The 26,097-nt window shown below is 48.5% G+C and carries 32 protein-coding genes; 13 read left to right on the forward strand and 19 right to left on the reverse strand.

Annotated elements, in window-relative coordinates; genetic code table 11:
* Positions 1 to 47: 47 nt before the first annotated feature.
* From MCB1EB_RS07520 to MCB1EB_RS07530, 3 genes are read left to right on the forward strand one after another with little or no spacing between them, the layout of a single operon-like run.
* The gene (locus MCB1EB_RS07520; protein ID WP_045361641.1) at positions 48 to 473 is read left to right on the forward strand and encodes a glycoside hydrolase family protein; all 426 of its coding nucleotides are present in this window, start codon (positions 48 to 50) and stop codon (positions 471 to 473) included.
* Between the two features lie 16 nt (positions 474 to 489).
* Positions 490 to 780, forward strand: coding sequence for a phage holin family protein (locus MCB1EB_RS07525; RefSeq protein WP_045361638.1), 291 nt, complete (start codon positions 490 to 492; stop codon positions 778 to 780).
* Positions 770 to 1,294, forward strand: coding sequence for a hypothetical protein (locus MCB1EB_RS07530; RefSeq protein ID WP_052393562.1), 525 nt, complete (start codon positions 770 to 772; stop codon positions 1,292 to 1,294). The genes MCB1EB_RS07525 and MCB1EB_RS07530 overlap by 11 nt, the downstream gene beginning before the upstream one ends.
* Positions 1,295 to 1,490: 196 nt before the next feature.
* Here the strand turns inward: MCB1EB_RS07530 and MCB1EB_RS07535 are convergent, their stop codons facing one another.
* From MCB1EB_RS07535 to MCB1EB_RS07600, 16 genes are all read right to left on the reverse strand, one after another.
* On the reverse strand, positions 1,491 to 6,554 hold the full coding sequence (locus tag MCB1EB_RS07535; RefSeq protein WP_126353958.1) for an NACHT domain-containing protein: 5,064 nt from the start codon (positions 6,552 to 6,554) through the stop codon (positions 1,491 to 1,493).
* Between the two features lie 953 nt (positions 6,555 to 7,507).
* Positions 7,508 to 10,162 carry a WD40 repeat domain-containing protein gene (locus tag MCB1EB_RS07540; RefSeq protein ID WP_052393561.1) on the reverse strand — a complete coding sequence of 885 codons (2,655 nt, stop codon included), beginning with the start codon at positions 10,160 to 10,162 and terminating at the stop codon, positions 7,508 to 7,510.
* 140 nt (positions 10,163 to 10,302) lie between these two features.
* Positions 10,303 to 11,373, reverse strand: coding sequence for a tyrosine-type recombinase/integrase (locus MCB1EB_RS07545; RefSeq protein WP_045361633.1), 1,071 nt, complete (start codon positions 11,371 to 11,373; stop codon positions 10,303 to 10,305).
* Entirely contained in the window at positions 11,354 to 11,632 is a 279-nt protein-coding gene (locus MCB1EB_RS07550; RefSeq protein ID WP_045361631.1) for a DUF4224 domain-containing protein, read from the reverse strand. Before MCB1EB_RS07550 ends, MCB1EB_RS07545 begins: the two co-directional genes overlap by 20 nt.
* A gap of 9 nt (positions 11,633 to 11,641) precedes the next feature.
* Positions 11,642 to 11,944 (reverse strand): hypothetical protein, encoded by a 303-nt coding sequence (locus MCB1EB_RS07555; protein ID WP_126353959.1) that lies wholly within the window; start codon positions 11,942 to 11,944, stop codon positions 11,642 to 11,644.
* 43 nt (positions 11,945 to 11,987) lie between these two features.
* Positions 11,988 to 12,191, reverse strand: a complete 204-nt coding sequence (locus MCB1EB_RS07560) for a hypothetical protein (protein WP_126353948.1) — start codon at positions 12,189 to 12,191, stop codon at positions 11,988 to 11,990.
* Positions 12,184 to 12,510 (reverse strand): hypothetical protein, encoded by a 327-nt coding sequence (locus MCB1EB_RS07565; RefSeq protein ID WP_126353960.1) that lies wholly within the window; start codon positions 12,508 to 12,510, stop codon positions 12,184 to 12,186. Before MCB1EB_RS07565 ends, MCB1EB_RS07560 begins: the two co-directional genes overlap by 8 nt.
* A gap of 14 nt (positions 12,511 to 12,524) precedes the next feature.
* Entirely contained in the window at positions 12,525 to 13,028 is a 504-nt protein-coding gene (locus tag MCB1EB_RS07570) for a 2-hydroxycarboxylate transporter family protein (RefSeq protein ID WP_348535748.1), read from the reverse strand.
* 3 nt (positions 13,029 to 13,031) lie between these two features.
* The gene (locus MCB1EB_RS07575; RefSeq protein ID WP_126353912.1) at positions 13,032 to 14,411 is read right to left on the reverse strand and encodes an IS4 family transposase; all 1,380 of its coding nucleotides are present in this window, start codon (positions 14,409 to 14,411) and stop codon (positions 13,032 to 13,034) included.
* 12 nt (positions 14,412 to 14,423) lie between these two features.
* Positions 14,424 to 15,380, reverse strand: coding sequence for a 2-hydroxycarboxylate transporter family protein (locus tag MCB1EB_RS07580; RefSeq protein WP_126353962.1), 957 nt, complete (start codon positions 15,378 to 15,380; stop codon positions 14,424 to 14,426).
* A 40-nt stretch (positions 15,381 to 15,420) separates the two neighbouring features.
* A complete protein-coding gene (locus tag MCB1EB_RS07585; protein ID WP_045361624.1) occupies positions 15,421 to 16,038 on the reverse strand; it encodes a hypothetical protein in 618 nt (205 codons plus the stop codon).
* 92 nt (positions 16,039 to 16,130) lie between these two features.
* A complete protein-coding gene (locus MCB1EB_RS07590) occupies positions 16,131 to 16,793 on the reverse strand; it encodes a lambda exonuclease family protein (RefSeq protein WP_045361621.1) in 663 nt (220 codons plus the stop codon).
* Complete coding sequence (locus MCB1EB_RS12200) at positions 16,786 to 17,379, reverse strand: hypothetical protein (RefSeq protein ID WP_052393560.1); 594 nt, start codon at positions 17,377 to 17,379, stop codon at positions 16,786 to 16,788. Before MCB1EB_RS12200 ends, MCB1EB_RS07590 begins: the two co-directional genes overlap by 8 nt.
* Complete coding sequence (locus MCB1EB_RS12205) at positions 17,364 to 17,600, reverse strand: hypothetical protein (RefSeq protein ID WP_175577355.1); 237 nt, start codon at positions 17,598 to 17,600, stop codon at positions 17,364 to 17,366. Before MCB1EB_RS12205 ends, MCB1EB_RS12200 begins: the two co-directional genes overlap by 16 nt.
* A gap of 34 nt (positions 17,601 to 17,634) precedes the next feature.
* Complete coding sequence (locus MCB1EB_RS12065; RefSeq protein WP_161566203.1) at positions 17,635 to 17,787, reverse strand: hypothetical protein; 153 nt, start codon at positions 17,785 to 17,787, stop codon at positions 17,635 to 17,637.
* Entirely contained in the window at positions 17,784 to 18,092 is a 309-nt protein-coding gene (locus tag MCB1EB_RS07600; RefSeq protein WP_045361619.1) for a hypothetical protein, read from the reverse strand. Before MCB1EB_RS07600 ends, MCB1EB_RS12065 begins: the two co-directional genes overlap by 4 nt.
* Before the next feature lie 102 nt (positions 18,093 to 18,194).
* Here MCB1EB_RS07600 and MCB1EB_RS12210 point away from each other — a divergent pair, with 102 nt between their 5' ends.
* A complete protein-coding gene (locus tag MCB1EB_RS12210; RefSeq protein ID WP_045361617.1) occupies positions 18,195 to 18,581 on the forward strand; it encodes a CCDC90 family protein in 387 nt (128 codons plus the stop codon).
* Between the two features lie 280 nt (positions 18,582 to 18,861).
* On the opposite strand, the gene MCB1EB_RS07610 is transcribed toward MCB1EB_RS12210, so the two are convergent.
* Positions 18,862 to 19,713, reverse strand: a complete 852-nt coding sequence (locus MCB1EB_RS07610; RefSeq protein WP_081953427.1) for a phage antirepressor KilAC domain-containing protein — start codon at positions 19,711 to 19,713, stop codon at positions 18,862 to 18,864.
* Between the two features lie 207 nt (positions 19,714 to 19,920).
* Entirely contained in the window at positions 19,921 to 20,340 is a 420-nt protein-coding gene (locus MCB1EB_RS12255; protein WP_197721973.1) for a hypothetical protein, read from the reverse strand.
* Positions 20,341 to 20,460: 120 nt separating this feature from the next.
* Here MCB1EB_RS12255 and MCB1EB_RS07620 point away from each other — a divergent pair, with 120 nt between their 5' ends.
* Positions 20,461 to 20,757: a transcriptional regulator gene (locus MCB1EB_RS07620; RefSeq protein ID WP_045361614.1), complete on the forward strand. Its 297-nt coding sequence runs from the start codon at positions 20,461 to 20,463 to the stop codon at positions 20,755 to 20,757.
* Between the two features lie 54 nt (positions 20,758 to 20,811).
* Here MCB1EB_RS07620 and MCB1EB_RS07625 read toward each other — a convergent pair whose 3' ends face one another.
* Entirely contained in the window at positions 20,812 to 21,057 is a 246-nt protein-coding gene (locus MCB1EB_RS07625; protein ID WP_045361612.1) for a hypothetical protein, read from the reverse strand.
* Between the two features lie 26 nt (positions 21,058 to 21,083).
* On the opposite strand from MCB1EB_RS07625, the gene MCB1EB_RS07630 reads away from it, so the two are divergent.
* The 8 genes from MCB1EB_RS07630 (at position 21,084) to terL (ending at position 26,045) form a co-directional block, all read left to right on the forward strand.
* Complete coding sequence (locus MCB1EB_RS07630) at positions 21,084 to 21,287, forward strand: ribbon-helix-helix protein, CopG family (protein WP_126353963.1); 204 nt, start codon at positions 21,084 to 21,086, stop codon at positions 21,285 to 21,287.
* Between the two features lie 56 nt (positions 21,288 to 21,343).
* Positions 21,344 to 22,201, forward strand: a complete 858-nt coding sequence (locus MCB1EB_RS07635) for a phage replication initiator YdaU family protein (protein WP_126353964.1) — start codon at positions 21,344 to 21,346, stop codon at positions 22,199 to 22,201.
* Positions 22,188 to 22,841, forward strand: a complete 654-nt coding sequence (locus MCB1EB_RS07640; RefSeq protein WP_126353965.1) for a DUF6475 domain-containing protein — start codon at positions 22,188 to 22,190, stop codon at positions 22,839 to 22,841. Before MCB1EB_RS07635 ends, MCB1EB_RS07640 begins: the two co-directional genes overlap by 14 nt.
* Positions 22,842 to 22,864: 23 nt before the next feature.
* A complete protein-coding gene (locus tag MCB1EB_RS07645) occupies positions 22,865 to 23,287 on the forward strand; it encodes a RusA family crossover junction endodeoxyribonuclease (RefSeq protein WP_126353966.1) in 423 nt (140 codons plus the stop codon).
* A complete protein-coding gene (locus tag MCB1EB_RS07650; protein WP_045361609.1) occupies positions 23,284 to 23,685 on the forward strand; it encodes a hypothetical protein in 402 nt (133 codons plus the stop codon). The genes MCB1EB_RS07645 and MCB1EB_RS07650 overlap by 4 nt, the downstream gene beginning before the upstream one ends.
* A complete protein-coding gene (locus MCB1EB_RS07655; RefSeq protein WP_045361607.1) occupies positions 23,682 to 23,921 on the forward strand; it encodes a hypothetical protein in 240 nt (79 codons plus the stop codon). Before MCB1EB_RS07650 ends, MCB1EB_RS07655 begins: the two co-directional genes overlap by 4 nt.
* Before the next feature lie 167 nt (positions 23,922 to 24,088).
* A complete protein-coding gene (locus tag MCB1EB_RS07660; protein ID WP_045365346.1) occupies positions 24,089 to 24,559 on the forward strand; it encodes a terminase small subunit-like protein in 471 nt (156 codons plus the stop codon).
* Positions 24,510 to 26,045 carry a phage terminase large subunit gene (gene terL / locus MCB1EB_RS07665; protein WP_045361605.1) on the forward strand — a complete coding sequence of 512 codons (1,536 nt, stop codon included), beginning with the start codon at positions 24,510 to 24,512 and terminating at the stop codon, positions 26,043 to 26,045. The genes MCB1EB_RS07660 and terL overlap by 50 nt, the downstream gene beginning before the upstream one ends.
* The last annotated feature ends 52 nt before the right edge of the window (positions 26,046 to 26,097 follow it).

A 26,097-nucleotide genomic window follows, 5' to 3' on the forward strand; every position in this document is an offset into this window, starting at 1 on the left:
GTCGACCGCCTTAGAGCGGTCTTTTTTTCGTCTACACACCTCTATATATGACCGACACCTTTGACAGGGCCACACTCGTTTCAGAGCTTAAACGCGATGAAGGCGAGCGCTTGAAACCCTACTTCGATACCGTCGGCAAAATCACCATCGGCGTCGGGCGCAATTTGACGGATGGGGGCATCTCTCAAAGCGAATCCGAGATCCTTTTGCATAACGATATTGCACGAACGCTTAGATGGCTGGATCGGAATTTACCCTGGTGGCGCACGCTAGATACAGTGCGGCAACGTGTGCTCATCCATATGGCCTTTAACCTGGGCGGCAATCTTCTGACCTTTGTTCATACTCTAGATGCCATGCAACGCAACGACTACGCAGCCGCGGCTAACGGCATGCTCGCATCCAAATGGGCGAATCAGGTCGGCCAACGAGCACGGCGCCTAGCTAATATGATGCGCACCGGAAAAATTTAACTCTCAACATCAAAAAATGAATCTTCACGAACATGACCGAATGCTTGCCATATTGGCTGCGATGGGTGCTGTGCTTGGGATTGGTAAATTGCTCAATGGCGGCGAGAAAATTACCGCTCGGCTGATTATCGGGCGCATGATTGTGGGTGCGGGCTTAAGCGTCGCCGCCAGCTCCACCCTCATGCTTCTGCCTGAACTTTCTCCGATCGCTGTCACAGGCCTCGGCGCAGCACTCGGCATTCTCGGCCAGTCCTATTTGGAAATGGCTGTACAACGCTGGTTTGGGAAACGCTCAAATGCTAACTAATTGGCTTGCCGGTCCGTCGCGCCTATTGTGCGTCGCAGCAACCGCTTTCAGTTTTGGCGTAGGGTGCGCGGGTTTTTTGTATTACAACCCACGCATTCAGAAAGAACGCTCAGCGCTAGTGCACTATAAAGCTCAACTCACCATGGCCCAAGCTCAATTGATTGAAGCCCAAACCAAAGTCATCATCCAAACCGAAATTCAATACCGCGACCGCATCAAAATCGTCAAAGAAAAAGGCGACACGATTATTAAGGAAGTGCCCATCTATGTTAATCAAGCTGATACTGACCATTTCGGCGTTAACGTTGGCTTCGTGCGCCACCACAACGCAGCCTTTGCCAACGAGTCTGCCGGACCTGCCGCCCACTTTGACCGAGAACCCGCCGGAATTTCGCTTGCTGAGATTGCCGAAGTCAACGCTTTTAACGCCAACGTCTGCTGGCAATGGCGGGAACAAGCGCTTAGATTAAGAGCATTTTACCGGCAGTTACAGCATATACACTCTATGCCATAACGCGCTATACTGAGATCCAGCGATCCGACCTATTTTTCTATCGGCGATTGAAACTCTACCAGCGAGCCTCACAACGCCTCATACTCGGCAATTAGAACCCTGTAGGCAGATCGCTTAGCTCATTACAGCACGCGCTTACGCTCTTCCTTACCTAAACGCTCCTGCTCTGTACCAGCATAACTTGCGCTTATCAAATTTACGCTAACACAGCACCTCGCTGCTTTAACAGCTTACCATTCATTTCGCTTAACCCTTCCACTCCTTCTATTAACGCTCCTCTCACTGTCAAAAAATTATGACCCGTACTCCACCTGAAATACGCCTTATATTTCCCCTCTTCTTTTCGCAATTCCCATTGCCGAACAGAGTTATCTAGACTACCTATCCCTAAATAGTGAATACCCGATGCCTCTTTCCAGGCAAGGCTTGCAATCGGTCCACTATCTTCAATCAGTATTTGGCACTCTCCCGTTTGGGGGTCCCACAGCCGCACCGTAGTGTCAGAACTCCCCGACGCTACCTGATCTCCTCTCGGCGAATACGCTACGCTAAAAACTCTATCTGTATGCCCTTCTAACTTCTGCTTCTGCTCTCCGCTTTCTATATCCCACAGCCGCACCGTCTTATCTACACTCCCCGACGCGACCTGATCTCCTCTCGGCGAATACGCTACGCTATAAACTCTATCTGTATGCCCTTCTAACTTCTGCTTCTGCTCTCCGCTTTCTATATCCCACAGCCGTACCGTCTTATCTTCACTCCCCGACGCGACCTGATCTCCTCTCGGCGAATACGCTACGCTCAAAACTCTATCTGTATGCCCTTCTAAATTCTGCTTCTGCTCTCCGCTTTCTATATCCCACAGCCGTACCGTATTGTCTTCACTCCCAGACGCGACCTGATCTCCTCTCGGCGAATACGCTACGCTATAAACTCTATCTGTGTGCCCTTCTAAATTCTGCTTCTGCTCTCCGCTTTCTATATCCCACAGCCGCACCGTATTGTCCCAACTACCCGACGCTACCTGATCTCCTCTCGGCGAATACGCTACGCTAAAAACTATATCTGTATGCCCTTCTAACTTCTGCTTCTGCTCTCCGCTTTCTATATCCCACAGCCGTACCGTATTGTCTTCACTCCCAGACGCTACCTGATCTCCTCTCGGCGAATACACTACGCTCAAAACTCTATCTGTGTGCCCTTCTAAATTCTGCTTCTGCTCTCCGCTTTCTATATCCCACAGCCGCACCGTATTGTCCAAACTCCCCGACGCTACCTGATCTCCTCTCGGCGAATACACTACGCTCAAAACTATATCTGTATGCCCTTCTAACTTCTGCTTCTGCTCTCCGCTTTCTATATCCCACAGCCGCACCGTATTGTCCAAACTCCCCGAAGCGACCTGATCTCCTCTCGGCGAATACGCTACGCTAAAAACTACATCTGTATGCCCTTCTAACTTCTGCTTCTGCTCTCCGCTTTCTATATCCCACAGCCTTACCGTATTGTCAGAACTCCCCGACGCTACCTGATCTCCTCTCGGCGAATACGCTACGCTCACAACTCCATTTGTATGCCCTTCTAACTTCTGCTTCTGCTCTCCGCTTTCTATATCCCACAGCCGCACCGTATTATCTTGACTCCCCGACGCTAACTGATCTCCTCTCGGCGAATACGCTACGCTAAAAACTATATCTGTATGCCCTTCTAATTTCTGCTTCTGCTCTCCGCTTTCTATATCCCACAGCCGCACCGTAGTGTCAGAACTCCCAGACGCTACTTGATCTCCTCTCGGCGAATACGCTACGCTCACAACTCCATTTGTATGCCCTTCTAAATTCTGCTTCTGCTCTCCGCTTTCTATATCCCACAGCCGCACCGTAGTGTCTAAACTCCCCGACGCTACCTGATCTCCTCTCGGCGAATACGCTACGCTAAAAACTACATTTGTATGCCCTTCTAAAGTACGGAGTTTTTCCCAATTCGAGGTCCCGTACACGCTAATCTTACCGTTTTCAAGCCCTATGGCACAGGTTTTCCCATCGGGTGAATACACACAAGAATATACTTTGCTCTCTCCTTGGATATAGGGCCATTCACCAAACTGCGCCCCTTCCATTTTTGCCTCGCTTAAATTCGCCTGGCGTAACCAACTTTTGCGTAAATTCACCTTCCTTAAATCTGCCCCTTGCAGTTCAGCAGAATCAAATAACCCATAGCTCAAATCCGCTCCAGGTATCCGGATTCTATTTAAATCCCACCCAGTAAACGGCACCCCTGCTTTCACCAAGATCGTCATCGCATTCGCCGCACCCCGACTCACAAAATCTGTCTGCGTTGAGCCTTTGAGCCAGACCAGCAGGGGTTTCACCAGCGCTTTGTTCTGTTGCACACGCTCCACTAAAAACCGCTGAACCCCTGCATCCTCCACCAGATTAAATCGGTTCAATAATCCTTCCGGATTTACCTGATCCGAGTCATTCAGCGTTTTCCAGAGCGCCTGGACATTCCTCATTCCGCTCGAGGATTCGCATGCGCCCCCTCCTGCCGCCTCTTCCAGTTCTTGCCACATCCCACGCGCCACCAGATAATCCTGAATCGATTTATGGATAAACCGATATTGATCTCCTTGGCGAATTAACGGCGCATTAAACCGCAACAGCCGCGTCTTTTCTTCTGCGTCCCCTAAATACTGCGCTCGCCAACCCCCTTTTTTTCCATCCTTCGCTTCTGAATACGTGACCGACACCAACTGCTCTTCATACATCGCTAACGCCAGATTTTGACTATACTCCAAGCCGTGCAGTGTAAATTCATCATCCAGATCCTCAAACGCTTCCTGCTCCTTAGGTTTGAGTGGGATGCGCGCCAACCTTTCCTGTGATCGGTTGAACCAATTTTCCACGGACCTCTCATATAACCCCATACGCGTCAGCTTCGAGTGCTCTTCCTCCGCTTTTAGGCTCGGCAACACCTCTAACGTCATTTTCAACATAAACGGCGTGCGCACTAATTCTTTTAACTCTGCGATTTCTTTAAATAACTGTTTGTAATCCTCTGCTTTCCACTTCGGTTTCGTATAACTCACATATTGATCAATATAGTGCTCTATCGATGCATCCGAAAACGACGACAACCGATATTCTTCCAATGCGCCAGGTCTGCCTATTGGATGAAACTTATTTTGATAATGATCTCCTAAATATTCCGGCCGGCTGCTGATAATCACTTTCGCTTGCCAACGCTCTAGTTTATTATCCGCATAGAAGGCGCGTGAACGTTGCGCTATTTCGTCATACCCATCCAGAATAAAAATAAACCGACCACCTTTACGTAAATTTTCTATCTCGGGTTTCGATAAACCTTGTTCTTCCAGATATTGTTCGATCAAATTTCTGCCAGGGTTCTCTAGCGTAGCCAATGATATGAATAACGGGATTGGCCTGTCTTGGGTATTTTCCGCTTGGATATAGTCTTTCCATAACCGACGTGCCATGTGACGATTAAATGTTGACTTACCGCTCCCCCCTTCACCTAACAGCAATAAGACTTTTTTATCCGAATCCAAAAACGCATTGACCTTCTCTTCTAAATCAAAATGTTCTGTCGCCTCCGCTGTGAGCTTACCTTGCGGTGCAACATACATCGCCAAACCATCCTGGATTTCTCCAAGCTCTTCCCAGTCCTTGAAATATTCTGCCTGGATACTTTCACCTAAAATCGCAAGTGGCTCTTTCTTCGATTTCAGTTCTTTTTCTTGCTGATGCTTCAATTGTTGATGGAGTTGCTGCACGGTAAGGGCAAGCTCGTTGTGTAACGCTTTCCGTATATCATCGAAAATACTGTCTACGAGTTGGGTAAACTCAAGCCCATCAAACTTTGAATCGGTCTTCAAATGCGAAATACAATCACTGTACCCCTGCCAAAACTTATTCAGAAACGTTTGGGCTTCGTCACTACCCGCTAACAGCCGCTCGATCAGCTTAAAGAGCACCCCATGCCGACTTTGATTCGCATACACTTCTCGCCCTGCTTGCACTTGTTCTTCAAAGCGCGGTATGTCTTCCATCCGAACCGCTGTCGCTGAAACAAAATCTGACAAGCACGCATCGTAGCTATTCAAGGTTAACGCAACCGGAATAATCCCATGCTTATCTTTAAGCTCTTCTGCTCGGATTTGCAAAAATGCCATTTCTGTCAATACATGATGGAACCCGGCCTTATAGCTTTCCTCTTGCGAGAATTCTCTGACCACCTCACGTATCGCCATCGCGCTATCTTGCTCACTATCTTTCAGATACGCTTCTCGATCTTTGCGATACGCCTCTCGCAGTTTCTGATAAAAGTGGCCATAATCCGACCACTTTAGATAACTTCCCAATACCTCAGAACAACACACCGTGACCTTATCGACCGGGGTCACATCGCCTCGCAACCGCCCCGGTAATAGACACAGCTGATTGGTTAAAATATCTTCTAGCTTGCCGTCCTTTTTCAGATCTCTCGAAACACTTGAATACGGTTGCCCCATCGGCGTTTGATCCGAATACAAAATCACTTGAATTTGAGAGAGCTTTTCAATTAAATATTTAGAGGTAGAGGCCTCAGCCTTTCCGTGGGCTGGATTGTCATGCGCATATACTAAAAACAGGCTGGGTTTATTCGCGACCTTTAAGGCTCCCAGCGTCGACAGCGCCTTTTCAAACAGGTAATCCATCTGCTTGCTTTTTTCTTCGATAGACACATCAACCTCTCGTTGCGGAGGCGTTAGACTCAGTTTTGAAGGCCGCGCATTTGCAACCCACTCTTTTGTTGGATCCAGTTGTTTTCTATTCCCCTCGCTCACACTCTCATTTTTAATTAAAAATGAGCTGTACCGTGCGCTTATTTGTTGATGCAACATTCGCGCGCCAGTTTGCTTCATATCCATATAAGGCGCGTACTCTAACGCCTTTTTATAATTCTCCTCAGCGCCGAATTTATCGTCTTTGCGTAGAAAAGTGCCATAGTAAAAATGGCTTGCGGCAAGTTGCTCTCTTATTTTTCTTAAGTCAGACTCATTTTGAGTGCTTTGCAGCACGTCTTCTGCTTTGCGAATGCCTCCTTCAAAGCAGTCCTTTGCTTTCTCTAGATCTCCTTGCTTCTCATAGCGCGTTGCTTCCTCTCGAAGCTTATTAGCTGCTGACAAGCCAGAAACTGAAATGGGTGTCGTATTAACCTCTCTACTCCCAATCCCCCTCAATGCATTCAAATTAAACATCTTCTTCCCCTCTTATAACTTATTTAGAACTGCGTGGATAAAAAACGCTGCTTACCAGAATAAAAGCAGCGTCTTGTCTTCTCTCCCCCTTATAGGGAATCAGGATCATTCATTTAACGCCACCCAAGCGAGCTCCACTTCACCAGGAAACCACCTGAATTCACTAAAATTTCGCTGACATCGACGCTATTCCAGCGAAATTTAACCAGCGAAATTTTACGTCAAATTTGCTTCGGAAAACTTATACCTAATTCGCCCTAATAAGGCCTAAAAAGCCCTAATTGGGCTATTGCTCCGAAGCAAAAAAACCGCTATCCTGTTGTTTATATTAACTTTTGTTGATTTACCTCCAGGACTCGAAATCCGGTATACTGGTCCCCAGTATCGAGGGTTCAAATCCCTCCCTTTCCGCCAAAAGCCTGTGTTTATAAGGCTTTTCAGTTTTAACTCCGCACTTCTGCGCCGGTTTTTGCTTCGCACTCCCTCTTCTGATTCCTTGTTTGGCCCCATCGCTTAAAGCCCTGCGCCGGTTTTTTGCTTCGGAATGGGTTATTTCGTCCGTTGCGTGGGCGGGCTGATCGCAACGATCAAGACTCAGAAAAACGGTTGAGTGGGGTCGGAGCTTGGAATAATTTTTTATCGTCTTGCGCCGTGCTGTGAAGAACAGTAGAACAAACCCACGTCAGGAGAATTTCTAGATGTTTTAGAGGGAGAATAACTGTCAAGCCTGCTGGCTTCTTGTGATACTACAATATTGCTTTTTCCGGTGGGTCTGAACGAAAACCCACCGAAATTTCAATTGCTGAGATAACCAAAGTCAACTCTGACTTCAACGCTAGCGTCTGCTAGCAGTAATGCGAACAAACGCCAGCGCTTAAAATTTTATCGGCGCTTACAGCAAACGCAGCGGGATTCTCTACCAACTCAAAGACTCCCGCCTTCCGCCAATAGGCCTATATTGCGCCTCGTTGTCTTAACAAAGCAGCATTTTGAGAGCTGAGATTAAGGGCATTTTGGATGAGGGCACCTGATGCAGTAAGCCCGTCTTGTCGTGAAGTCCAATCTAACAAAATTGGACCTATTTCACCTGAGCGATAAGGGACTTGCCAAAGACGAATAGTTTTGTCCTCTCCTGCCGTAGCCAATAGGGCCACTTCATCCTGTGTGGGTTTCCACACAATAGTACTAATACCACCCACACAGCCTTTGAGTACCGCTTGACAATCGCCTGTTAAAACAGACCATAACCTGATTGTTTGATCCCTACTTCCAGACGCGAGCCAATGACCATCTTTTGAGAACGCGACACAATTCACACTATCCGTATGCCCAGTATAGGTGTGAGCCAGAGCGCGCTCCCCCCTCATGTGCCACAGCTTCACCGTACCATCATCACAAATAGACGCGAGCCAATGACCATCGTTTGAGAATGCGACACGATACACACCATCGTCATGCCCGACGTAGGAGTAAGCCATAGCTTGTTCACCAACCACGTGCCACAGCTTCACTGTATTATCCCCACTTCCAGATGCAAGCCACTGTCCATCGTTTGAGAATGCGACACTGCTGACAATATCGGTATGCCCGATATAAGAGTGAGCCAAGGTACGCTCGCCCCCTGCGCACCACAGCTTTACCGAATTATCTGAACTTCCAGATGCAAGCCACTGCCCATCTTTTGAGAACGCGACACAATTCACACTATCCGTATGCCCAGTATAGGTGTGAGCCAGAGTGCGCTCCCCGTCCATGCGCCATAACTTCACCGTCTTATCCCTGCCTCCAGACGCGAGCCACTGACCATCGCTTGAGAACACAGCACTAATCACCATATCCGTATGTCCGGTATAGGTGTGAGCCAGAGTGCGCTCTCGGTCCACGCACCATAACTTTACCGTCTTATCCCAACCCACAGACGCGAGCCACTGACCATCGCTTGAGAACGCAGCACTATTCACCATATCATCATGCTCAACATAGGAGAAGGGCATAACCTGTTCACCGGTCACGCGCCACAGCTTCACCGAATTATCTAAACTTCCAGATGCAAGCCACTGACCATCGCTTGAGAACGTGACACTATTCACCCTATCCGTATGCCCAGTATAGGTGTGAGCCAGAGTGCGCTCACCTTCCACGTGCCACAACTTTACCGTAGTCCTACCTCCAGATGCCAACCATTGCCCATCGTTTGAGAATGCGACACTATTCACTCCATGTGGATGCCCAATATAAGTGTGAGCCAGAGTGCGCTCACCCTCCACGTGCCATAAATTCACTGTATGACCATTTCCATGTGGAGGCCATTGCCAATCGTTTGTTCCAGATGCGAGCCATTGCCCATCTTTTGAGAATGCAACACTGTATACCTTGTTCTTATGTTCGGTATAGGAGTGGGCCAAGGCACGTTCGCCTGCTACGTGCCACAGCTTCACCGTCTTATCATCGCTACCAGATGCGAGCCAATGGCTATCATTTGAGAATGCGACACTTGTCACCATACTCATATGCCCGGTATAGGTGTGAGCCAGAGTGCGGTCGCCCTCTACACACCACAGCTTCACTGTACAATCCCCACCTCCTCCAGATACTAGCCACTGACCATCGTTTGAGAATGCTACACTTGTCACCACACCCGTATGCGTATAGGAGTGGGCTAGCGCGCGTTCGCCCTCCACGCACCACATCTTTACCGTCTTATCCCCACTTCCAGACGCGAGCCGCTGTCCATCACTTGAGAATGCGACACTATACACATAGCTCGTATGCCCTTCATAAGTATGAATTTTTTGGAAATTCTTTGTTTCATAAAGATGGATAGCATTGCCTTCTGTCACAGCCAGCCAGCGCCCAACTGGCGAATAACAACACGCATAAACAGCGCTTTCCATTTCTAAAGAGGGCTTTTCACCAAAATCTACTCCTGCTAAATCAGCACCATCTAAATTAACACCATTCAGCCAAGTATCGGTCCAATTTACGCCTGTTAAATCGGCTCCTTGAAATTGCGTAGAATCAAACACTCCATAACTTAAATCTGCCCCAGGCACACGTATCCCTTGGAGATCCTTATTATTGAATTGCGCCCCTGCCTTCACTAATAGCGTCAGCGCGTTAGCTGCTGTAGCCTGCACCTCTTCTGTTTTGGACCGTTCCACCCAGTTCAATAATTTCTCTTTTAGCGAAATGTCTTGCTGGACTTTTTCTTGCAAAAATTTAAGTATTTCTGGATCATTAACAAGACATATCAGCCCAAAAAGTGCAGATTTCTCAACGACCTGATCGAGTCGCCCTGAGTCAGATAACTTTTGCAATTGACTCAATGTGAATTTCTTTAACTCTACATCCGAACTTATTAGAGCTCCTTGATATTGCGCCTGAATCCTTTCTTTGATCAGATGTAGCTTCAGAGCAGGTGAATCCATGGGTTCACCATTATGAGTCGGTGTTGTCAGTGCTTTAAGCAAAGCCTGACGGCTCGAAAAATCGAGCAGCTTTTCTATTTCTTGCCGAATTTCTGCGGGAAGCGAGAGAAAACCGGATTCTGTGGATTTTTGTGTTACTGGATAGTGCAGATTGACAGAGCTTGAAATAGGGTTCAGCATAAATATTTTATTGTTCAATTAAAGTAAAATCATCTGATGAATTTTCATAAGCCCTGACCCAGGACTTATTCATGACTCACCCATGTGAGTCGCCAGATTTTACAGAAAAAATACAAATTAATTAAACCCGCCAGCTTCTATCATTTCGTCGGCTCTACTTTCTCGCCTCGACGATTGCGCACATAGTGTTCCGTCATCTTGATGCTTGTATGCCCCAACTGCTTTTGCGCTCGACGAATATCCCCCGATAACTCCGCCTTGTCTGTTCCCGCTTTCGCTCGTAAGTCTCGAAATTGATATTCCGCTGCGCATAAGCCTGCCGCTGTGCGCGCTTGCGCAAACATCGCTTGCAGCGTCTTTAACGCAACGCACTCTCCTAACTCATTCACCACCAAATCAACATGCCCTGTGTTGTACTTGGCTTTTCTCTTTAATATGCGCTCTAACGTCTTCTCCAGATGACCGGTGATCGCTATCCTCAGTTTCGTCTTCGTCTTGTTTTGCTGCACCAGCAGACACCCTTCTTTGATATCCTGCTCTGTCATCTTTAAAATATCCGATGGGCGCTGACCCGTCAGATACGCTAAATCCATCGCATCCCGCAACGGTTGCCGTGCTTTCGCATAAATCGCGCTATATTCACTGTCTTCGATATAGACTTTACGCCCGTCTTCTCGATAGCCCTTGATCCCCAAACACGGATTCGGCTGATCCGTATACCCCCATTCTCTTGCCTTATTCCAGATGTGCGAGAATAACGACTTCTCTCGATTCGCTCTGACCTGCCCTTCGCTCCCATTGACGGCCTGACCTGCCTCTTTCAGTTTTCTGACAGTCTCTTTCACGCGCCAATCTAAAAACTGACGGATATGGATCGGCTTGATCTCGTCCATTAATGCCGGCGGATTATCAAAGAATTCCAGCAATTTAACCAGCTCCGCCAAATTGTCTTTCTGCGTGCGAGGCGCTTTTGTTGGGATCACGTCTTGTCTATATCTTTGTGCTGCATGACGAAACGTTACCCTGACTCGATCCTCCAATTGGTTTTGACTATCCAGCTCTGTCCACTTTTGCAGCGCTTCTAGATAATCTGGCCCCAGCGCGATCTCCTGTCTCGAGGAATGGCCCGTGTCGTAGTAATAATAGGTTTGCCCGCTACGCTGTACCCTCGCTCGCATCCGAGGCGGTAAATTAAACGCGGTTTGGCTCATCTTTTACCTGGATCGCTAACTTCGGTTGCCAACTTTTCGCTTTCACTTCTTCTGACCGACCCTCTACCGCGGCACGCGTCACAATCGGCCGACCTCGCTGGTTCATAAAAAATACGATCTCCTGCTCTTTTAAATAGGCTTCCTGCCTTTCGTATTTACTCGCCTTGCGGGCATATGCGGTTCCCGCTTCCAGCGTCTTGCCCCGCCTGATCCCTGTCAGCTCATCCACTTGCGCTTCGGTCAAAAAAACTTCACTCATTTCCACTCCTCAGCATAGGCTGGAGCGTTGAGCGGACTCTTCTTCAGAAACCCAAAATTGAGGTTCCAAATCGTATCCCACCTCAAATACTCCGAGGCTTGTCCCATCCTCTTTGAAGATTTGAATTGAAATAGATTCATTCCATTCCCAAGTTCCCTCACTTTCTGAGTAATAATTTCCTGCCACCTCTCTGGCTACATACTCGGCATCCTCTTCACCCCAACTTGACTCTAAACAATCCGCATCTTCAAATCCCCAACGTTTATCCACAATATATTTATACGTCGTCATCTCTTTTCTCCATTCATTCATGGGGTTTTACTGCTTACCGTTGGCATTTGCATGAAGCCAGGTTTCATACGTCATTCCATTGTTCGTCCGTCAGCTCGGAGCGTGGATCAACATAGCCGTCCACACGGCAGCGCTGTTGGGGCAGCAAAATCGATGCGGGGGCGCGGGGCCGCACCTCCGCGCAGCGCGGACAATCAACCCCGTACTTCGCACGCCGCGCATTCCTGTCATCCCTCATCGCTCTGAAATCTTCACCCATATCACCCATGTGACCTCTCCGTCTGGTTCGTTGAATCTACGCTTTTATTTTTTGGATAAATACTAAAATGGGTTATCCGTTTTTTATAAACTCCAAAAACACCTAGACTTAAACCATCCTCTTTAAACACTTCAATAACCATTTCACCCTTTCCACTATCCGCCCACCAAAAACTCTCCGAATCAATATGCTCCGCTGCTGCTCGCACTAAATCTTCAACCTCATCTTCATCTAGCTTCGATTCAAAACCATATCCATCTTCAAATCGTTCGCCATAGTTCAGCACCGCATATCTATAACGCTTTGCACTTTCTTGGCTCTTCATCATGACTTTTCTTTAAATTAATTTTGGTAAACGCTAAACATCATCAGCGCAATCACTATCGTGAGCGCTCCCCCCATACGCGTCGCCAACTGCGCAAACGGCATCAGGTGCATCCGATGCGCTGAGGTCAAAATCGCCATGTCCCCCACGCTACCCATCCCGCTATGGCAAACATTGATAAGGGCGCTTTCTATCGGGTTTAATCCCGCCCAACGACCTACAATCAGACCCACCAGCGCCAACGTCAGCACCGTCACCACAATCGTGATTAAATAAACCGGCGTTAAAACCGAAAGTAAGACCTGCCAAGGCGTTAAGGTCAGTCCGAGCACAAACAGAACCGGATACGCCGCCGCTTTGGTAAAAAAGTGGTGCATCAGATACGCCCCTTCTTCCAGTCCGGATGAAAGCGTCACCGTGAGTTTGATCAGGACCGCCAAGCCCAGCATCACCAACGGCGCGGGCCAACCGGTCAATTGATGTACCAAAACCCCCACCATATAGCTCAGGATTACCCACAAATTTTAGTCACACTGGTGCATGATTTGAAACATTTTGGTGGCCTCATGCAAAGCCATGAACCCACGCCACAATACAGTAGGGCCGGGCGGGAGATCATGCTTGCGCGCTAGGTATCCGCCGAGTTTAGCGATCCACAGAATGGCCTGATTCAAAGTAGGAGGATCGCTAGGAGGATGCTTGGTATTGTGAGCACGGCAATATAAAGCTTGCCATTCAATGGGCTGAAGTAAAACTTCACAAGAGATTTCAGGATTACTTCGACCTAGTAAGGTGGCATACAAAATACGCCAAGCGATGACCGTAAATAATGCAGTAGAGCGGACAAAGCGATCTAAGCTACCCAACTGACGATGTTCAATTTGGCAGCCGCTTTTGAGGATACGATGCCAAGTTTCGATAGTCCAACGGCGCGCATACCACGTGAGTCTTTCCAATGCTTGTTCTTGGGTATGCGTTGGCACTGAACTTAATAGCATCCACTCGATTGGATGAGTCCCTTCAGGTGGATGGCTTTCCAATGCCCAAATCGCAAACACCTCGACATTAGGCAGATTAGGATTAGGATGATTGCACGGCCGGCGAAGCGTAACGGGCGCGCATTTTATAGCCAGCTGAGCGATGCGCTGTGCACAGTTGCTACGAGCAGGCACGTTAAGTTCTATACAGCCTAATTCGGAAGCAGATGCCATAGCTTCCCACAAGTATTGATCAGGATGATCCACTTTGCGATTCCAAGAGGCACGAATTAACCAATCGACTCCATCTGGACGCGGTGCAACAAATAAGTCGTAAATATCTGCCTCGCGATCACACACGCTAATCATGTGCGTTTTAGGGCATCCAGCTTTGAGAGCCGTCAATTGCTTTACGCCCTCGAGCCACTTTACGCTTTCTTTTTCATCAATCGACCTCTTAGCGCGCTGTTTCTTTTTGCCCAGCTCACTCAGATCGCGTGCCCACGCTTTCATCCCCAGTACGCCTAGCGGCAATCCTTCCGGGGTCACTGCCAACATACTGTGCATCATGAATCCACGTACATGTTTGCTGCTGCAATAACCCAGACCTTCCGTGGCCGGTAGATGCGTTAAATTAAATTCTGTCGTGTCTTGCACCGCCAACACAACTGGCACTTGATTCATTCGGTTTTGTGTCTGAGCTATATGCGAGCCCAACACCCCATCTGTATCGACCTGCTTGTTGTCGAAGAATCGATACGCTGATTTTAACTGCGCCTTCGTCAGTGTGTGAGGAAATGAACCATGCGGCATCTTCGATAACTGTTCCGCCAATAATATCAGCCGTTTCGTCAGCCGCGCATCTCCTAAGTGGGCTTCGCTAAATTCAGTATTCGCCCAACTCTCCAAATCACTTTCAGCCACCATTGCTTTGCCTTTTTAGCAGGTAAAACTGCAATGTTTGTACAGGATACAATTATTTACAACTTCTCTAGCGATTCTTCCGACAAATTTGTGGGTAATCCTGAGCACCATATAGAGGCTCAAAGCCACCATCCCCACCGAGGCCAACGACTCCATCAAAGCGGCGGGTGTTGAATCGGTGGGCCGGCTTTTTAAATGCCCTGCGGACAGCTTTTGACCTAGTTGGCTCAGGTCCGAGTTAAGCTGCCCAAGTCGATGCAGCATCCCAGCACATGCCACCGCCGTCAGATTCCCCAGCACGATTGGCGGCATCACCTGTGCAAATAATTCTGGCTGGGACGTGTGTAAAATCGCCGCATAGCCCAGAGTCAGCGGAATCGCCCCCTCACCCAGGCCACCCGCCATGATCGGAATCACGATAAAGAAGAAGGTGTGGTGTGCGCTTAGTCCCAACGCCATCCCCGTCAGGGTGCCGACGATTGCCGCAGCGATAGAACCCGCAGCAAGCGGCACAAAGAGTCTCACGAAACCTTTAATCAAAAGACTCCGCTCCATACTCAAAATACCGCCTACCACCACCGTGACCGTAAACAGGTACAAAATATTCGTGCTCTCCCAAAACGCTCTGATCGAGCTTTCCAGCTCTATCGGCATGAGTTCGCTATGCACCCAATACGACGGCAGCAGCACGGTCACCATCACGGGACCACCCAAGTACCGCAGAACCGGTATATGTTTGCCGATCTCTGCGCAGCTAAAACCTAATACCGCCACCACCGCCAACATCACCGAGAGGTCTCCTGGCACCTCACCTAACGCGATAAAACTCAGAATGCATAACCAAATCAGCCCAAATACCGGCAACGGAATCATCCCGATATGAACCTTCTCCGGTTTTTGCCGACTTACTCGGCTGGGTACTGCACTCAGCCAGCTGCTTAAACGTTTGGCATAATGAAATAGGGTTTGCATGATTCAGCCTCCAAGTGCTCATCGAGCCTGTGTGACAGCTTTAGAAGGAAATATCGTCGTCTATATCGCTAAACTCAATATGGGGCTCAACGTATGGCCCATTGCTTGAAGACGGAGGATTGGATCTTTTGAATGGACGGTGCTTAAGCGTTTCAACGAGTTCGGCCAACCGTTGCGGCTGCGCTTTACCATCCAGTATTTCCGAAGCAATTAATCGGCTTTCGGGATTAAAAAATCCAACCGGCACAACCTTAATCTTGATTTGACCCTCTTGATTTTCATACGCCGACGTGTCCAACAGCACGCCGATTTTTTTATTCATTAAGCCTTTAAATACTTGAGTCGGCTTATCGACGTTGTCCCATGTTTTAATAAAGTCTGGTGTCAGTTGAATGTGGTCAATACCCAAACACACCATCAGCGCATTGAGTTGCAGGTGACCATAGAGTTCTTTACCCTCCGCACTCCGTATCCAAAGTGAAAAATACTCTTTCTGTTTGGCTTCTGTCTCAAACGTCAATCTAATGCCATGCGTGCTTTTTAGGGCACTCTTGACCGCTTCAGCACACGTGAATACTCCAATATATTCTCCAGGCTGGGTAATGCGTGTACTGTTCTGGTCAGCAAGCCGAGCAGCAAGGGTATCTAAGCTATACATAGCGTTCCTTATTTAATTCAGTCTTAAAATTGGGGGGTGGGGGTCAAGATTTTGGGCGCGTTGTGTTCTCTTCAAAAAGGTATGAAGAGTGCTCACACTGCCTCATTTTGGGTCATGCTCTCACCCACTTGCGCTCGCTTTTCTAAACACAGTCGCATCTGTTCGACTTCTGTTTCAAATTGAAGCAAAGCAGGCAATAACTGGGTTTGGATATAGGCGTCATCACGCTCAATGCGCTGATAAAAAAGGCGCAAGCGCTCGTTCAAACGCGGATCGTATGAAACAAAGGTCCACCATGAACGCCCTGTCACCCACATACACCCCTGAATTTGTGGCATGTGCTCGTCAGGCATACCATTGAGCCAAGTGTGAATATGCACCGCCTCATCCATCGGACATTTGCTTTCGTAGCCGCCCTCCTGTCCTATCAAACCATCGGGTGAGCACCCAATAAATGGATAGTCTGGATGCACAGTAAATTCTGACGGTTCAACCAGATAACCGGTTTCAAGCTCATAAGCCTCGCGAGCAAAAGCCTCCGCTTCAGTCCCCCATTTGAGAGACGGGCCGTTGATCTCATGCCGCGGCACCCCTGCTAAACGCTCAAATACCATTTCTCTCATATATTTATCGCGGGCGGCCGTCGGTTTACCATCGCACTTGACGGCTATCACGTCTTTAAAGCGAGAGGCCGTTAACTTACCTGCACGGGCAAACCGCCATGCATCACTACGCTGTTCAATCAAGTCACTCATGACCATCCCCTTCGGGAAGGGACAGAGGTGCGTTGCTCTTAGCCATTTCTTTGAGCCGTTCTAATTCTTGGGTACCAATGGCTTTGCGGTCTTCAAGCGTCAGCGTTTCACCGCCCTCCAGTGCACACTTACCCGACCAGCAAGCGGCCAATGCTTCGTAGCCGCCTGTGCGCGCAACTTCTTCCAATCTTTCAATGAGGTGAATGTGCTGTTCAGTGCGTTGGGGGAGTAAGGCGGTGTTGGAGACAATCTCTGCTGGAGAGACATAGCGCGATGCGCCCCCCTTTTCAACAGGACTATCCATCACCTCTTCCGCAATCGGCATTCCTCTTAGTACGTCAGGAAACACATCCCGCAGCGCAAAAGCACGGGCTCGCATTTGCATCATGCGCTGCGGGTAATGCGTCCAAGGACCTATCTTGCTCAATAGCCCTGCTTGCTTGGCATCCGCTTCCGAAAAACTCCGCATTTGCTCAGCTTCGCCGACCCGCTTAACACGGCAAGTTGCTACCTGATTGGAAAATGACTCATTGACGTATTCGCACAGTGGAGACGCGCGCACGAGTGCAATCACGGCGTCCCCCATAGCGAGGGCCTGCCGTTAATCACCGCGATATTTTGCATCGCTTGCATCGGCTTTAAGCCAAGCTCCATGCCCCATTGAATCGCCACCAGAATATTACCGGGCTTGCCGATAAATTCCTTTGGCACAATCGAAGAGCTCGCCATCAACTCAGCAAATTTCATCACCTCATCTAGAGATCTCGGCGTGAGATCGAAAGTCTGTTTTTCGACTAATGCGCTCATAGCTTTCTCCAATTGAATGTGGGAATCGGCGTGCTCATACATAACTCCAATTGATGAAGATAACGAGGGTGCCAGTCAAAAAGGCGGCTATAGCCGCAAGGGTTGTGCTGGCTTTGATTAGAACTTCGATGCGATTTGCCCATATCGCCGCGCGTAGTAACGCGTTGTCGTTTTCAAAACGTTTCATGCGATACTCCTTCTCTGATACGCCCATTCTTCCGCCCTTTGCAGAGCCTTGCTTGTCTGCGCTTGCAAAAGGCGCTCGTAGGTTTCAGCAAGCAAATTCGTAGGGTGAGCCTGAGCAGCATCACGTAGCGCTTGTTTTTTGACCAAATCTGGCAGGTCCACCATGGCTTCTAGTAGATCGTCGAAAGTCATGTTTTCTTCTACTTCGTCAGTAAGCGAGCAGTAAGCCTCATCGGCAGCTTCTGACCGAGCCTGCAACCAGTCGTAGTGTGCTTCGACCTTATGCATCAGTTCGTTCACGTTCATGCCACGCTCCATGGGTCGTATTCGCCCTCGTTTGCAGCTTTTCTGGTATCACCATCACAAAGAAAATCTTGTGCTAGAATTTGGAGACAGGAGGTATTTACCATGGGTGCAGTTGCATTCGATACATTGCAGTTTGTTGAAACGCTTAAAGATGCTGGCGTGCCAGAGGCGCAGGCGAAAGCTTTTTCTATCGCCGTAAGAAACTCACACGAGACAGCAGAATTAGCGACCAAAGCTGATCTGCGAGAATATGAATCTACTGTAAGAAATGATTTAGAAAAACTCGAAACAAGTTTTCGCCATGATTTAAGTGATCTACGTAAAGATATAGATACCAAGCACGGAGCATTACGCCATGAGATAAGCGATTTGCGAAAAGATATGGAGGCTCGATTTATCGTTATAGGTGCTGAAATGTCTGCGCTGAAATGGATACTGGGCTTTGTCGCTGCCGGTATCTTCGCGCTCGTTGGCAAAGCCTTCTTTTGATTACCTTCTGAGTCAGCTCTTTCGCTAATGTTCGCCTGAATATCAGCCGCTTTAACTCCAAATATGACTACACCTGCTGCTCTTGGCCTTGTAATGATGACCATAGGCATGTGGTTTATAGGCCAATATTTGAGCAAAAAAGACTTTAATAAATTTTGCCTGTCTGTTCTTGCCGTATTGATCGGTAATTGTCTGTTCAACCTTTTTTCAGGTTGAATGAAGGCGAATTTATTTTCCATAGCGCTCTGGCATACAGCAATCACATCGATGGTTTCATCATTCATGCTATCGCTCCTTGAGCAAACTGCTTTTGAATCCACGTCAACCCTTTTCCAGTAATCAGGGTGCGCGCATAGATATGGTTTTCGCCTCTCGGGTCTTCATACTGCCGCTCAATCACGCGAAAGCGCCCTGCCTCAATCTGTTCTTGATACGGTAAATTGTTCTTCATCAATAAACGGCGCTCACGCAACCAGGAAAAAAGCCTTTTAGGCCCTGTACCAATGACTTTGGCCACTTCTTGCACCGTTTGAGCATTGATCGCTTTTCCAACGTGGTCATAAAAATCCGCTTTAGGTTTTAATTCTTCCACTTGGCTTCGCAGCGTCCCGACCTCTTCGGTATACGCCAGCAATATCGTTCGCAGATATTTGGGATCATTAAGAAAACTGTGTAAATCTATTGCAGGTGAATGAGTGCGGCGCTCGCATTCAATAAAATATTCCCTGGCCTGCTTGCCTTTTTCATTGCGCTCGACCATCGATAATTCTTTCGCCATATCGAGAGTCAAAGCATATTCTTTAGCGGGGCGACCTCCGGCAAGGTTTTCCCCAAAGTTGGTGAAAAGTACAAAGTCCTGATCCTCAATAAAACCGTATTGCGCGATACGATCTTTAATCCAAGTCGAAAAGTCTTTTCCGATTCCTAAAAATGCGTGCAGGTCACGTGCATTAACGGTTGGCGCAGAACTGCCCTTCAACTTCGTAGGCGTAATAGCTATCAGCCTTTCCGTTGCATCAATTTCTTGCTGAGGAATGGCCACAAAACTATTCGGGTTTCCTGGAGAGATAGAATAAATGTGGGTGTTGGCTACTTGGCTCATCTGTCGTTGTTTATTTATGACGATGACCATATTTTACCCACAGGTAAATTAATGTCAATACCCGCAGGTAAAAATATTTATGCGTTAGAAGGTTACCTCTGTGTTATTTTTAGCGCTAAGGTAACGATTACAGGCGTTGTATGTGCCTTTTTATAGGCCGTGTGTATAGCGGAAGGGCGCGGCTTATGAAGTCCCCCCTCTTTTGTTTTGAGAGCTATTGTTAGCTTGCTATCACAATTACTTATTTTTTTTGCTAGTAGGTATATATTGGAGTAGCGTAAGTTTAACAGCACCTAACACCATCATTCTACCGTTATTATCTGTGGCTTCCATTAATCGGATCACCTCTTGTATTACCGGATTTGAGTGATGCTCTGTTTTAGGAGAATTCTCAGCTACTTTCTGGGCTGCTGCCATTGGTTTAGAAGGTTCAGACATAAGATCAAGCCACCCTTGCGGCAGCCCAAAAGCAACCTCAATGACCTCGATCATTTCATCAGCTATACGTTTTTTCCCTCGTTTACCTTCTGGATAAAGCATCCGCGCCACATAGGATGCGTCTCGCTCGATTCTACGAGCTAGTTCCGCGGCATTCCCACCGCATTTAGTGTCTCGTAACTCAATCAAGCGTTGACGCCTGCGTTCATATTTATCCATTTCTCTAGTATGTGTAACCTTTACCGCTCGGTAAATACCCTATAGGTATTGACAAATATATTTACCCCGGGGTAAATTATTATTACCGATACCCAACATCTACGTATTTCAAAAATTGGCATGAGCAAACTACGCACCTATATAAATAGCCTATCTACTGCCAAGCAAATTGAATTCGCAACAGCTTGCAATACCACAATGGGTTATATACGCAAGGCGATCAGCATCCAACAAAAAATGGGGGCTGAGCTTTGTGCATCAATCGAAAGGGCTACTAATGGAAAAATCACGCGCCGCGATTTACGTCCCGATGACTGGATGCTTATTTGGCCAGAACTAACAAACCAGCCGTCACAGTCCGGGCAAAGCACGCCTTCTTTTCTCGCGCCAAATCAAGAAATGCCTAAATGTATTTAAAAAAAACCATAACCGAATGGGCTTGCGATTTCTGCAACGCGCAGAGAAAAGCCGTTATACCGGCCTCCAAAACTTCTGAGGATCATTCGCAAACCAAAACTCTTCAAGCAGCTTGGATGTATGCCGAAAAAACTGCTCTTGAATGGCTTCCAAGGTTTTGCCGTGAACAGGGAGCAAGACCTCTGCCGAGATTCTTTCTCGGATTCCAGAATTCATACGTTCAAAAGCTGCCTTGGCAAGGACCCTATTATTTTGCGGCTCTAAAACTAATGAGCCAAGCTTAATTTCATTTTCAGTCATATCTACTCTTATAGTGAGTTAGAGAAGTGTTCAATCAAAAACGCGAAAAATGCACAGAAGAAATAAAGCTGCACTTGGGCGAAAAGCTCAAGACAGATCTAAAAGAGTTAGCTGCACTCAAAGGCCACGATTCGTTAAGCCCGTTCATCCGTCAGATTCTTCGTGAATTCATATACGGCAAGCTTAGTCCGCATCGGGATTTATTGGCAGGGACCGTTCGGGACGAATAAGGCCTCAGATCAAGAGATTGAACAGTAATAGATATTAGATAAGGGAAAACTTAAAGATGAAGCGACCTGCCTTCCAATTCTACCCCGCCGACTGGCGTAAAGACTCTGCCCTACAAAGCTGCTCAGTAGCTGCTCGCGGCTTATGGATTGAGATGCTCTGCATCATGCATGAATGCGAGCCATACGGGCAGCTTGCGATTAACGGCAAAGCGATGAGTGCCACTCAGCTTGCCCGATTGATTGGTGAAACTGAGAAAGTAGTTAAAGGGCTGCTCGCCGAACTCGAGAATGCAGGGGTGTTTTCATGTACAGAACAAGGGGGGATTTACTCACGCAGAATGGTTAACGATGAACGGCTCCGCAATATCCGCGCTGAAGGCGGCAAGGGGGGTAAAGAATATGGACAATTGGGCGCTGAACATGGATGCAAGGGGGGGAGGCCGAAGAAGGATAAGGGGGGTTATGAAACAAAACCTAAAACCCCCCTTACCGATGAAAAATATCCCTCCCCTTCATCTTCTTCTTCATCTTCACCTTCTTCTTCAAAACCTAAAGGGGATAAATCCCCTTCAACCCCTGGCGAGCGCGATGCGCCCGCTGTGACCTTGCCGAACTGGCTGGCTTTGGCCGATTGGGAAGCTTTCGTGAAGCATCGAAAGCGCTTGAAAGCGCCTATGAGCGATGAGGCTCAAGTTCGGGCGATTGCTCAGCTTTCTCGGCTTCGGGACGACGGTCACGACCCCTCCGCTGTGATCGATCAAAGCATCGTGAGCAGCTGGAAGGGGCTGTTTGGGCTTAATCGCCGTGGCTTACCAAAGCTCAGCAAACAGGCTGAGTTGGAGGCCAGAAATGCCGAAGCGGGGCGTCAAGCCAAGGCACTCATTTTCGGGGAAGAAGTTTATGAAATCCTGTGACTTCAACGCATTCGATGGATTGCTGCAAGCCGTCGCAGCCATGTACGGACGTGACTTGACTTCTGGAGTCATTGCGCTCTACTGGCAAGGCTTGCAAGCCTATGACCTCGCCGCTGTACGCGAAGCGCTCAACCGGCATGTGAACAACCCCGATACGGGCCAGTTCATGCCCAAGATCGCCGATGTGCACAAAATGCTGCAAGGCTCTACGCAAGATGCTGCGTTGACTGCTTGGAGCAAAGTGGATCGAACCATGCGTGAAAAAGGTCCTTACCCAAGTATTGTTTTCGACGACCCGCTTATTCATCGCGTGCTTTCCGAAATGGGCGGCTGGGTGCAACTCAGCACAAAGCATGAAGATGACTGGCCGTTTATACGCAACGAATTTGTGAACCGTTACCGTGGATACCGGGTGCGCAGCGAAGTGCCTGACTATCCACCCGTGTTGATTGGTATCGCAGAAATGACAAATCAGCAACTTGGGTTTGAAGTTGTCCCACCGTTGCTCGTCGGCAATGCTGCCATGGCGCAGCGAGTCATGCGCCAAGGAACCGATCAACCGCTGCTTGAATTCACACTGCTAAACGTAAAAAATTTACCCGTGCTTTTGCAAAACGAAGCTCAACAAATCGCCGCTTAATCTTTTTCATTTCAAACAAACAAATGCTCAACATAATCGCCTTCACGATCCCAGGCCAGCCCATTGCCAAAGGCCGTGCTCGTTCGTGTATCCGTAACGGCCACATCGCGCACTACACTCCAGAAAAAACGGCACGATATGAAAACCTCGTAAAGCTTGCCGCACAGCAAGCGATGAACGGACAAAGCCCAATCGAATCTGCCATAGCGCTGATTGTGCGAGCATTCCTACCGATTCCAGCCAGTTGGAGCCTTAAAAAGCAGCGAGCGGCAGCAATCGGCGAATTCATGCCTACCAAACGCCCAGACCTGGATAACATCGTCAAAGCGGTTAAGGACGGCGCGAACGGCGTCACTTGGAAAGATGATTCACAAGTCATCGACGTACACGCCAGCAAGCGATACGGTACGCCTCGTGTTGAAGTCGAGGTGAGGATCAGCGAATGAAGCAAAGTACAGGTTCATGGCGGCTTATTCCCGAGTGGGTGGAGTATGAAATACAAAATTGGGTTCGCTGGTGCTGGTCTGGACCCTGGCCGCATCCTCTGCCGCCTACGCAGTGCGCTTCGGCTGAACGGTACTATCGTGCGCCCAGTGATCTAGGCGAGGCCGAAACATCTTTGCCTCCACCCTACATCCCGAATGCCGAGATTGTGCAACGGGCTTATGTTGCGATGATGAAACAAGAGCAACACGTGATAAAAGCAGAATATATTCAGCCTTGGGAATCCGGCCGTGCTCACTATGGCAGGGTCGGAGCCGCACGACGCCTCCAAATGTCGCTGACTACTTATGAGACTATTTTACGTAGCGGATGCTTTCGCATCGAAAAGGCTTTTGGATGAAATATGCGCGGGAGATTATCGAGCTTATGAGTGCCTATCCTGAACGGAATTTCAAAATGATTGAAATCGTGCGGCACGCTAATCCGAATCTGAAAAGTAAGAAAGAGCGCTGCGCTACCCATCGAGGGGTATTACGCGTTTTAGATATGCTCACCGAGATGGGAACAATATTTAAAATACCTTCGCGGGCAGGCAACGGAGGCTATACGCTTTATCGATGGAAAACCACGACATGAACTTTTGCAAACCACGACAAAAACCACGACAATGGCGGTGGGAAAAACCGCCCTTAAGATTCAGACGCTCTTTTGAGCATTTTTTACGGGATGTTTTCCCCCTCATTTTCAGCCTCAGGCAGCCTAGACGCTGCCTTTTTTTATGCCTGTTCGCTTTTACCTTAACGATGGCTCGGCCCAGCAAATACACGATTGCTCTAGCGACTAAGATTTGTGAGCGCTTGATGGTCGGCCAAAGTTTGCGCTCTATTTGCGCCGCTAAAGAGATGCCAGATCAAGTCACCATCTATCGGTGGCTGAATCAATCCGAACCATTTCGCAAGCAATACACGCGCGCACGCGAAGTTCAAGCGGACACGTTGGCCGATGAGATTTTGGATATTGCCGATGACTCTGCTCAGGATATGCAAGTCGACGAGCAAGGCAATGAACGCGTGCGCCACGAAGCCGTACAACGTTCTAAACTCCGCGTCGATGCGCGTAAATGGCTCGCTGGGCAATTAGCTCCCAAGAAGTACGGCGACCGCATCCAGCAGAATATCAGCGGCACACATGATGGCCCGATTGAACAAAGAGTTACCATCGTCGATGAAGCCCAAGTCAAAGCCACCGTCGCCCACCTTGAGGAAAGCTATTGATCCTGAGGTACTTCGAGCGGTGGCTAAGGCCAAGTGCGAGCACAGTCACCTATTTTTTACTCGGTATTTCTTTAAACACCGCCAAGGCATCCCGTTTCATCTAAATTGGCACCATGCATTGATTGCCGATACGGTGCAGAAAGTAATTGATGGTGAGTTGAAGAATGTCGTGATTAATGTGCCGCCAGGCTCGTCCAAGACTGAGTTAGTCGCCATTAATTTGATTGCACGGGGCTTAGCCTTAAATCCTCGAGCACGCTTTCTGCATATTTCGTATTCGGACGATCTAGCCTTACTCAATTCTGAGATGGCGCGAGAGATCATCCGTAGTGAGGAATATCAAGCGCTGTGGCCGCTCGCGATTGCTCAGGATGCAAAGAGTAAAAAGCGCTGGAATGTGCTGCTCGATGGTAAGAAAGCTGGGGGCGTCTACGCGGTCTCATTGGGCGGTCAGATTACCGGTTTTAGAGCCGGCCACATGGCGCCAGGCTGGCAAGGCGCGCTCATCATTGATGACCCGCTTAAAGTCGAAGATGCCTATAGCAAAGCCGCCCGTGACAAAGCAAATCGTAAACTGGTCTCGACTGTTAAAAGCCGTAAAGCCCAGCCGGATACACCGATTGTTGTCATCATGCAGCGTTTGGCCCAGGAAGATCCCACGGGCTTTATCCAAATAGGCAAAGTGCCTGGCGACTGGACCTTCGTTTCGATTCCAGCTTTGTTAGATGATGCGTATGTGGCCGCCCTACCCTCTGGCTATCGAGACAAGATAGACGCCTCACAACGGGACAAACACGGGCGCTTTAGCTACTGGCCCTATAAAGAACCGCTCAACGATTTATGCGCGTTGGAGCAAGCGGACCGCTATGTGTTTACTAGCCAGTACCAGCAGCAGCCTAGAGCACTGGGCGGGGATTTAATCAAAAGTGAATGGTTTTCATATTACGAAACACCGCCCCGCATTCGCTTACGTAAGGTGTATGCGGATACCGCGCAAAAGACCGCTGAGCACAACGATTACAGCGTGTTTCAGCTGTGGGGCTTAGGGGAAGATAACCGGCTGTACTTACTCGATTTAATCCGCGGTAAGTGGCCGGCGCCCGAACTCAAGCGTCGTGCGATTGCCTTTTGGAATAGTCATAAACCCTATGACCATAAGACCAGCTCACCCTTAGCGCAACTGCTGGTTGAGGATAAATCCTCAGGCACAGGGCTAATTCAAGATATTCAGGAAGACGGGCGTATCCCCGTTAAAGGCATTCCTCGTGGCACCGATAAGCTTACCCGCATCATGGGCGTGCTGGCTTACATTGAGTCAGGGCGGATTACGCTACCTAAAAACGCGCCTTGGGTGAAAGATTTTATTGCCGAATGCGAGGCCTTCACGGCCAATAACACCCACGCACACGATGACCAGATTGATCCCATGATTGATGCGATTACCGATTGTTTAGCGAAAAGCTCGGATTGGTCGGGATGGACTTAGAGGGAAGTTTAGGAAGGTGGGCGCTCAGTATCCCTAGCGGGCCACTGGAGAT

This window comes from Mycoavidus cysteinexigens, from assembly GCF_003966915.1.
Taxonomy (GTDB): Bacteria; Pseudomonadota; Gammaproteobacteria; order Burkholderiales; family Burkholderiaceae; genus Mycoavidus; species Mycoavidus cysteinexigens.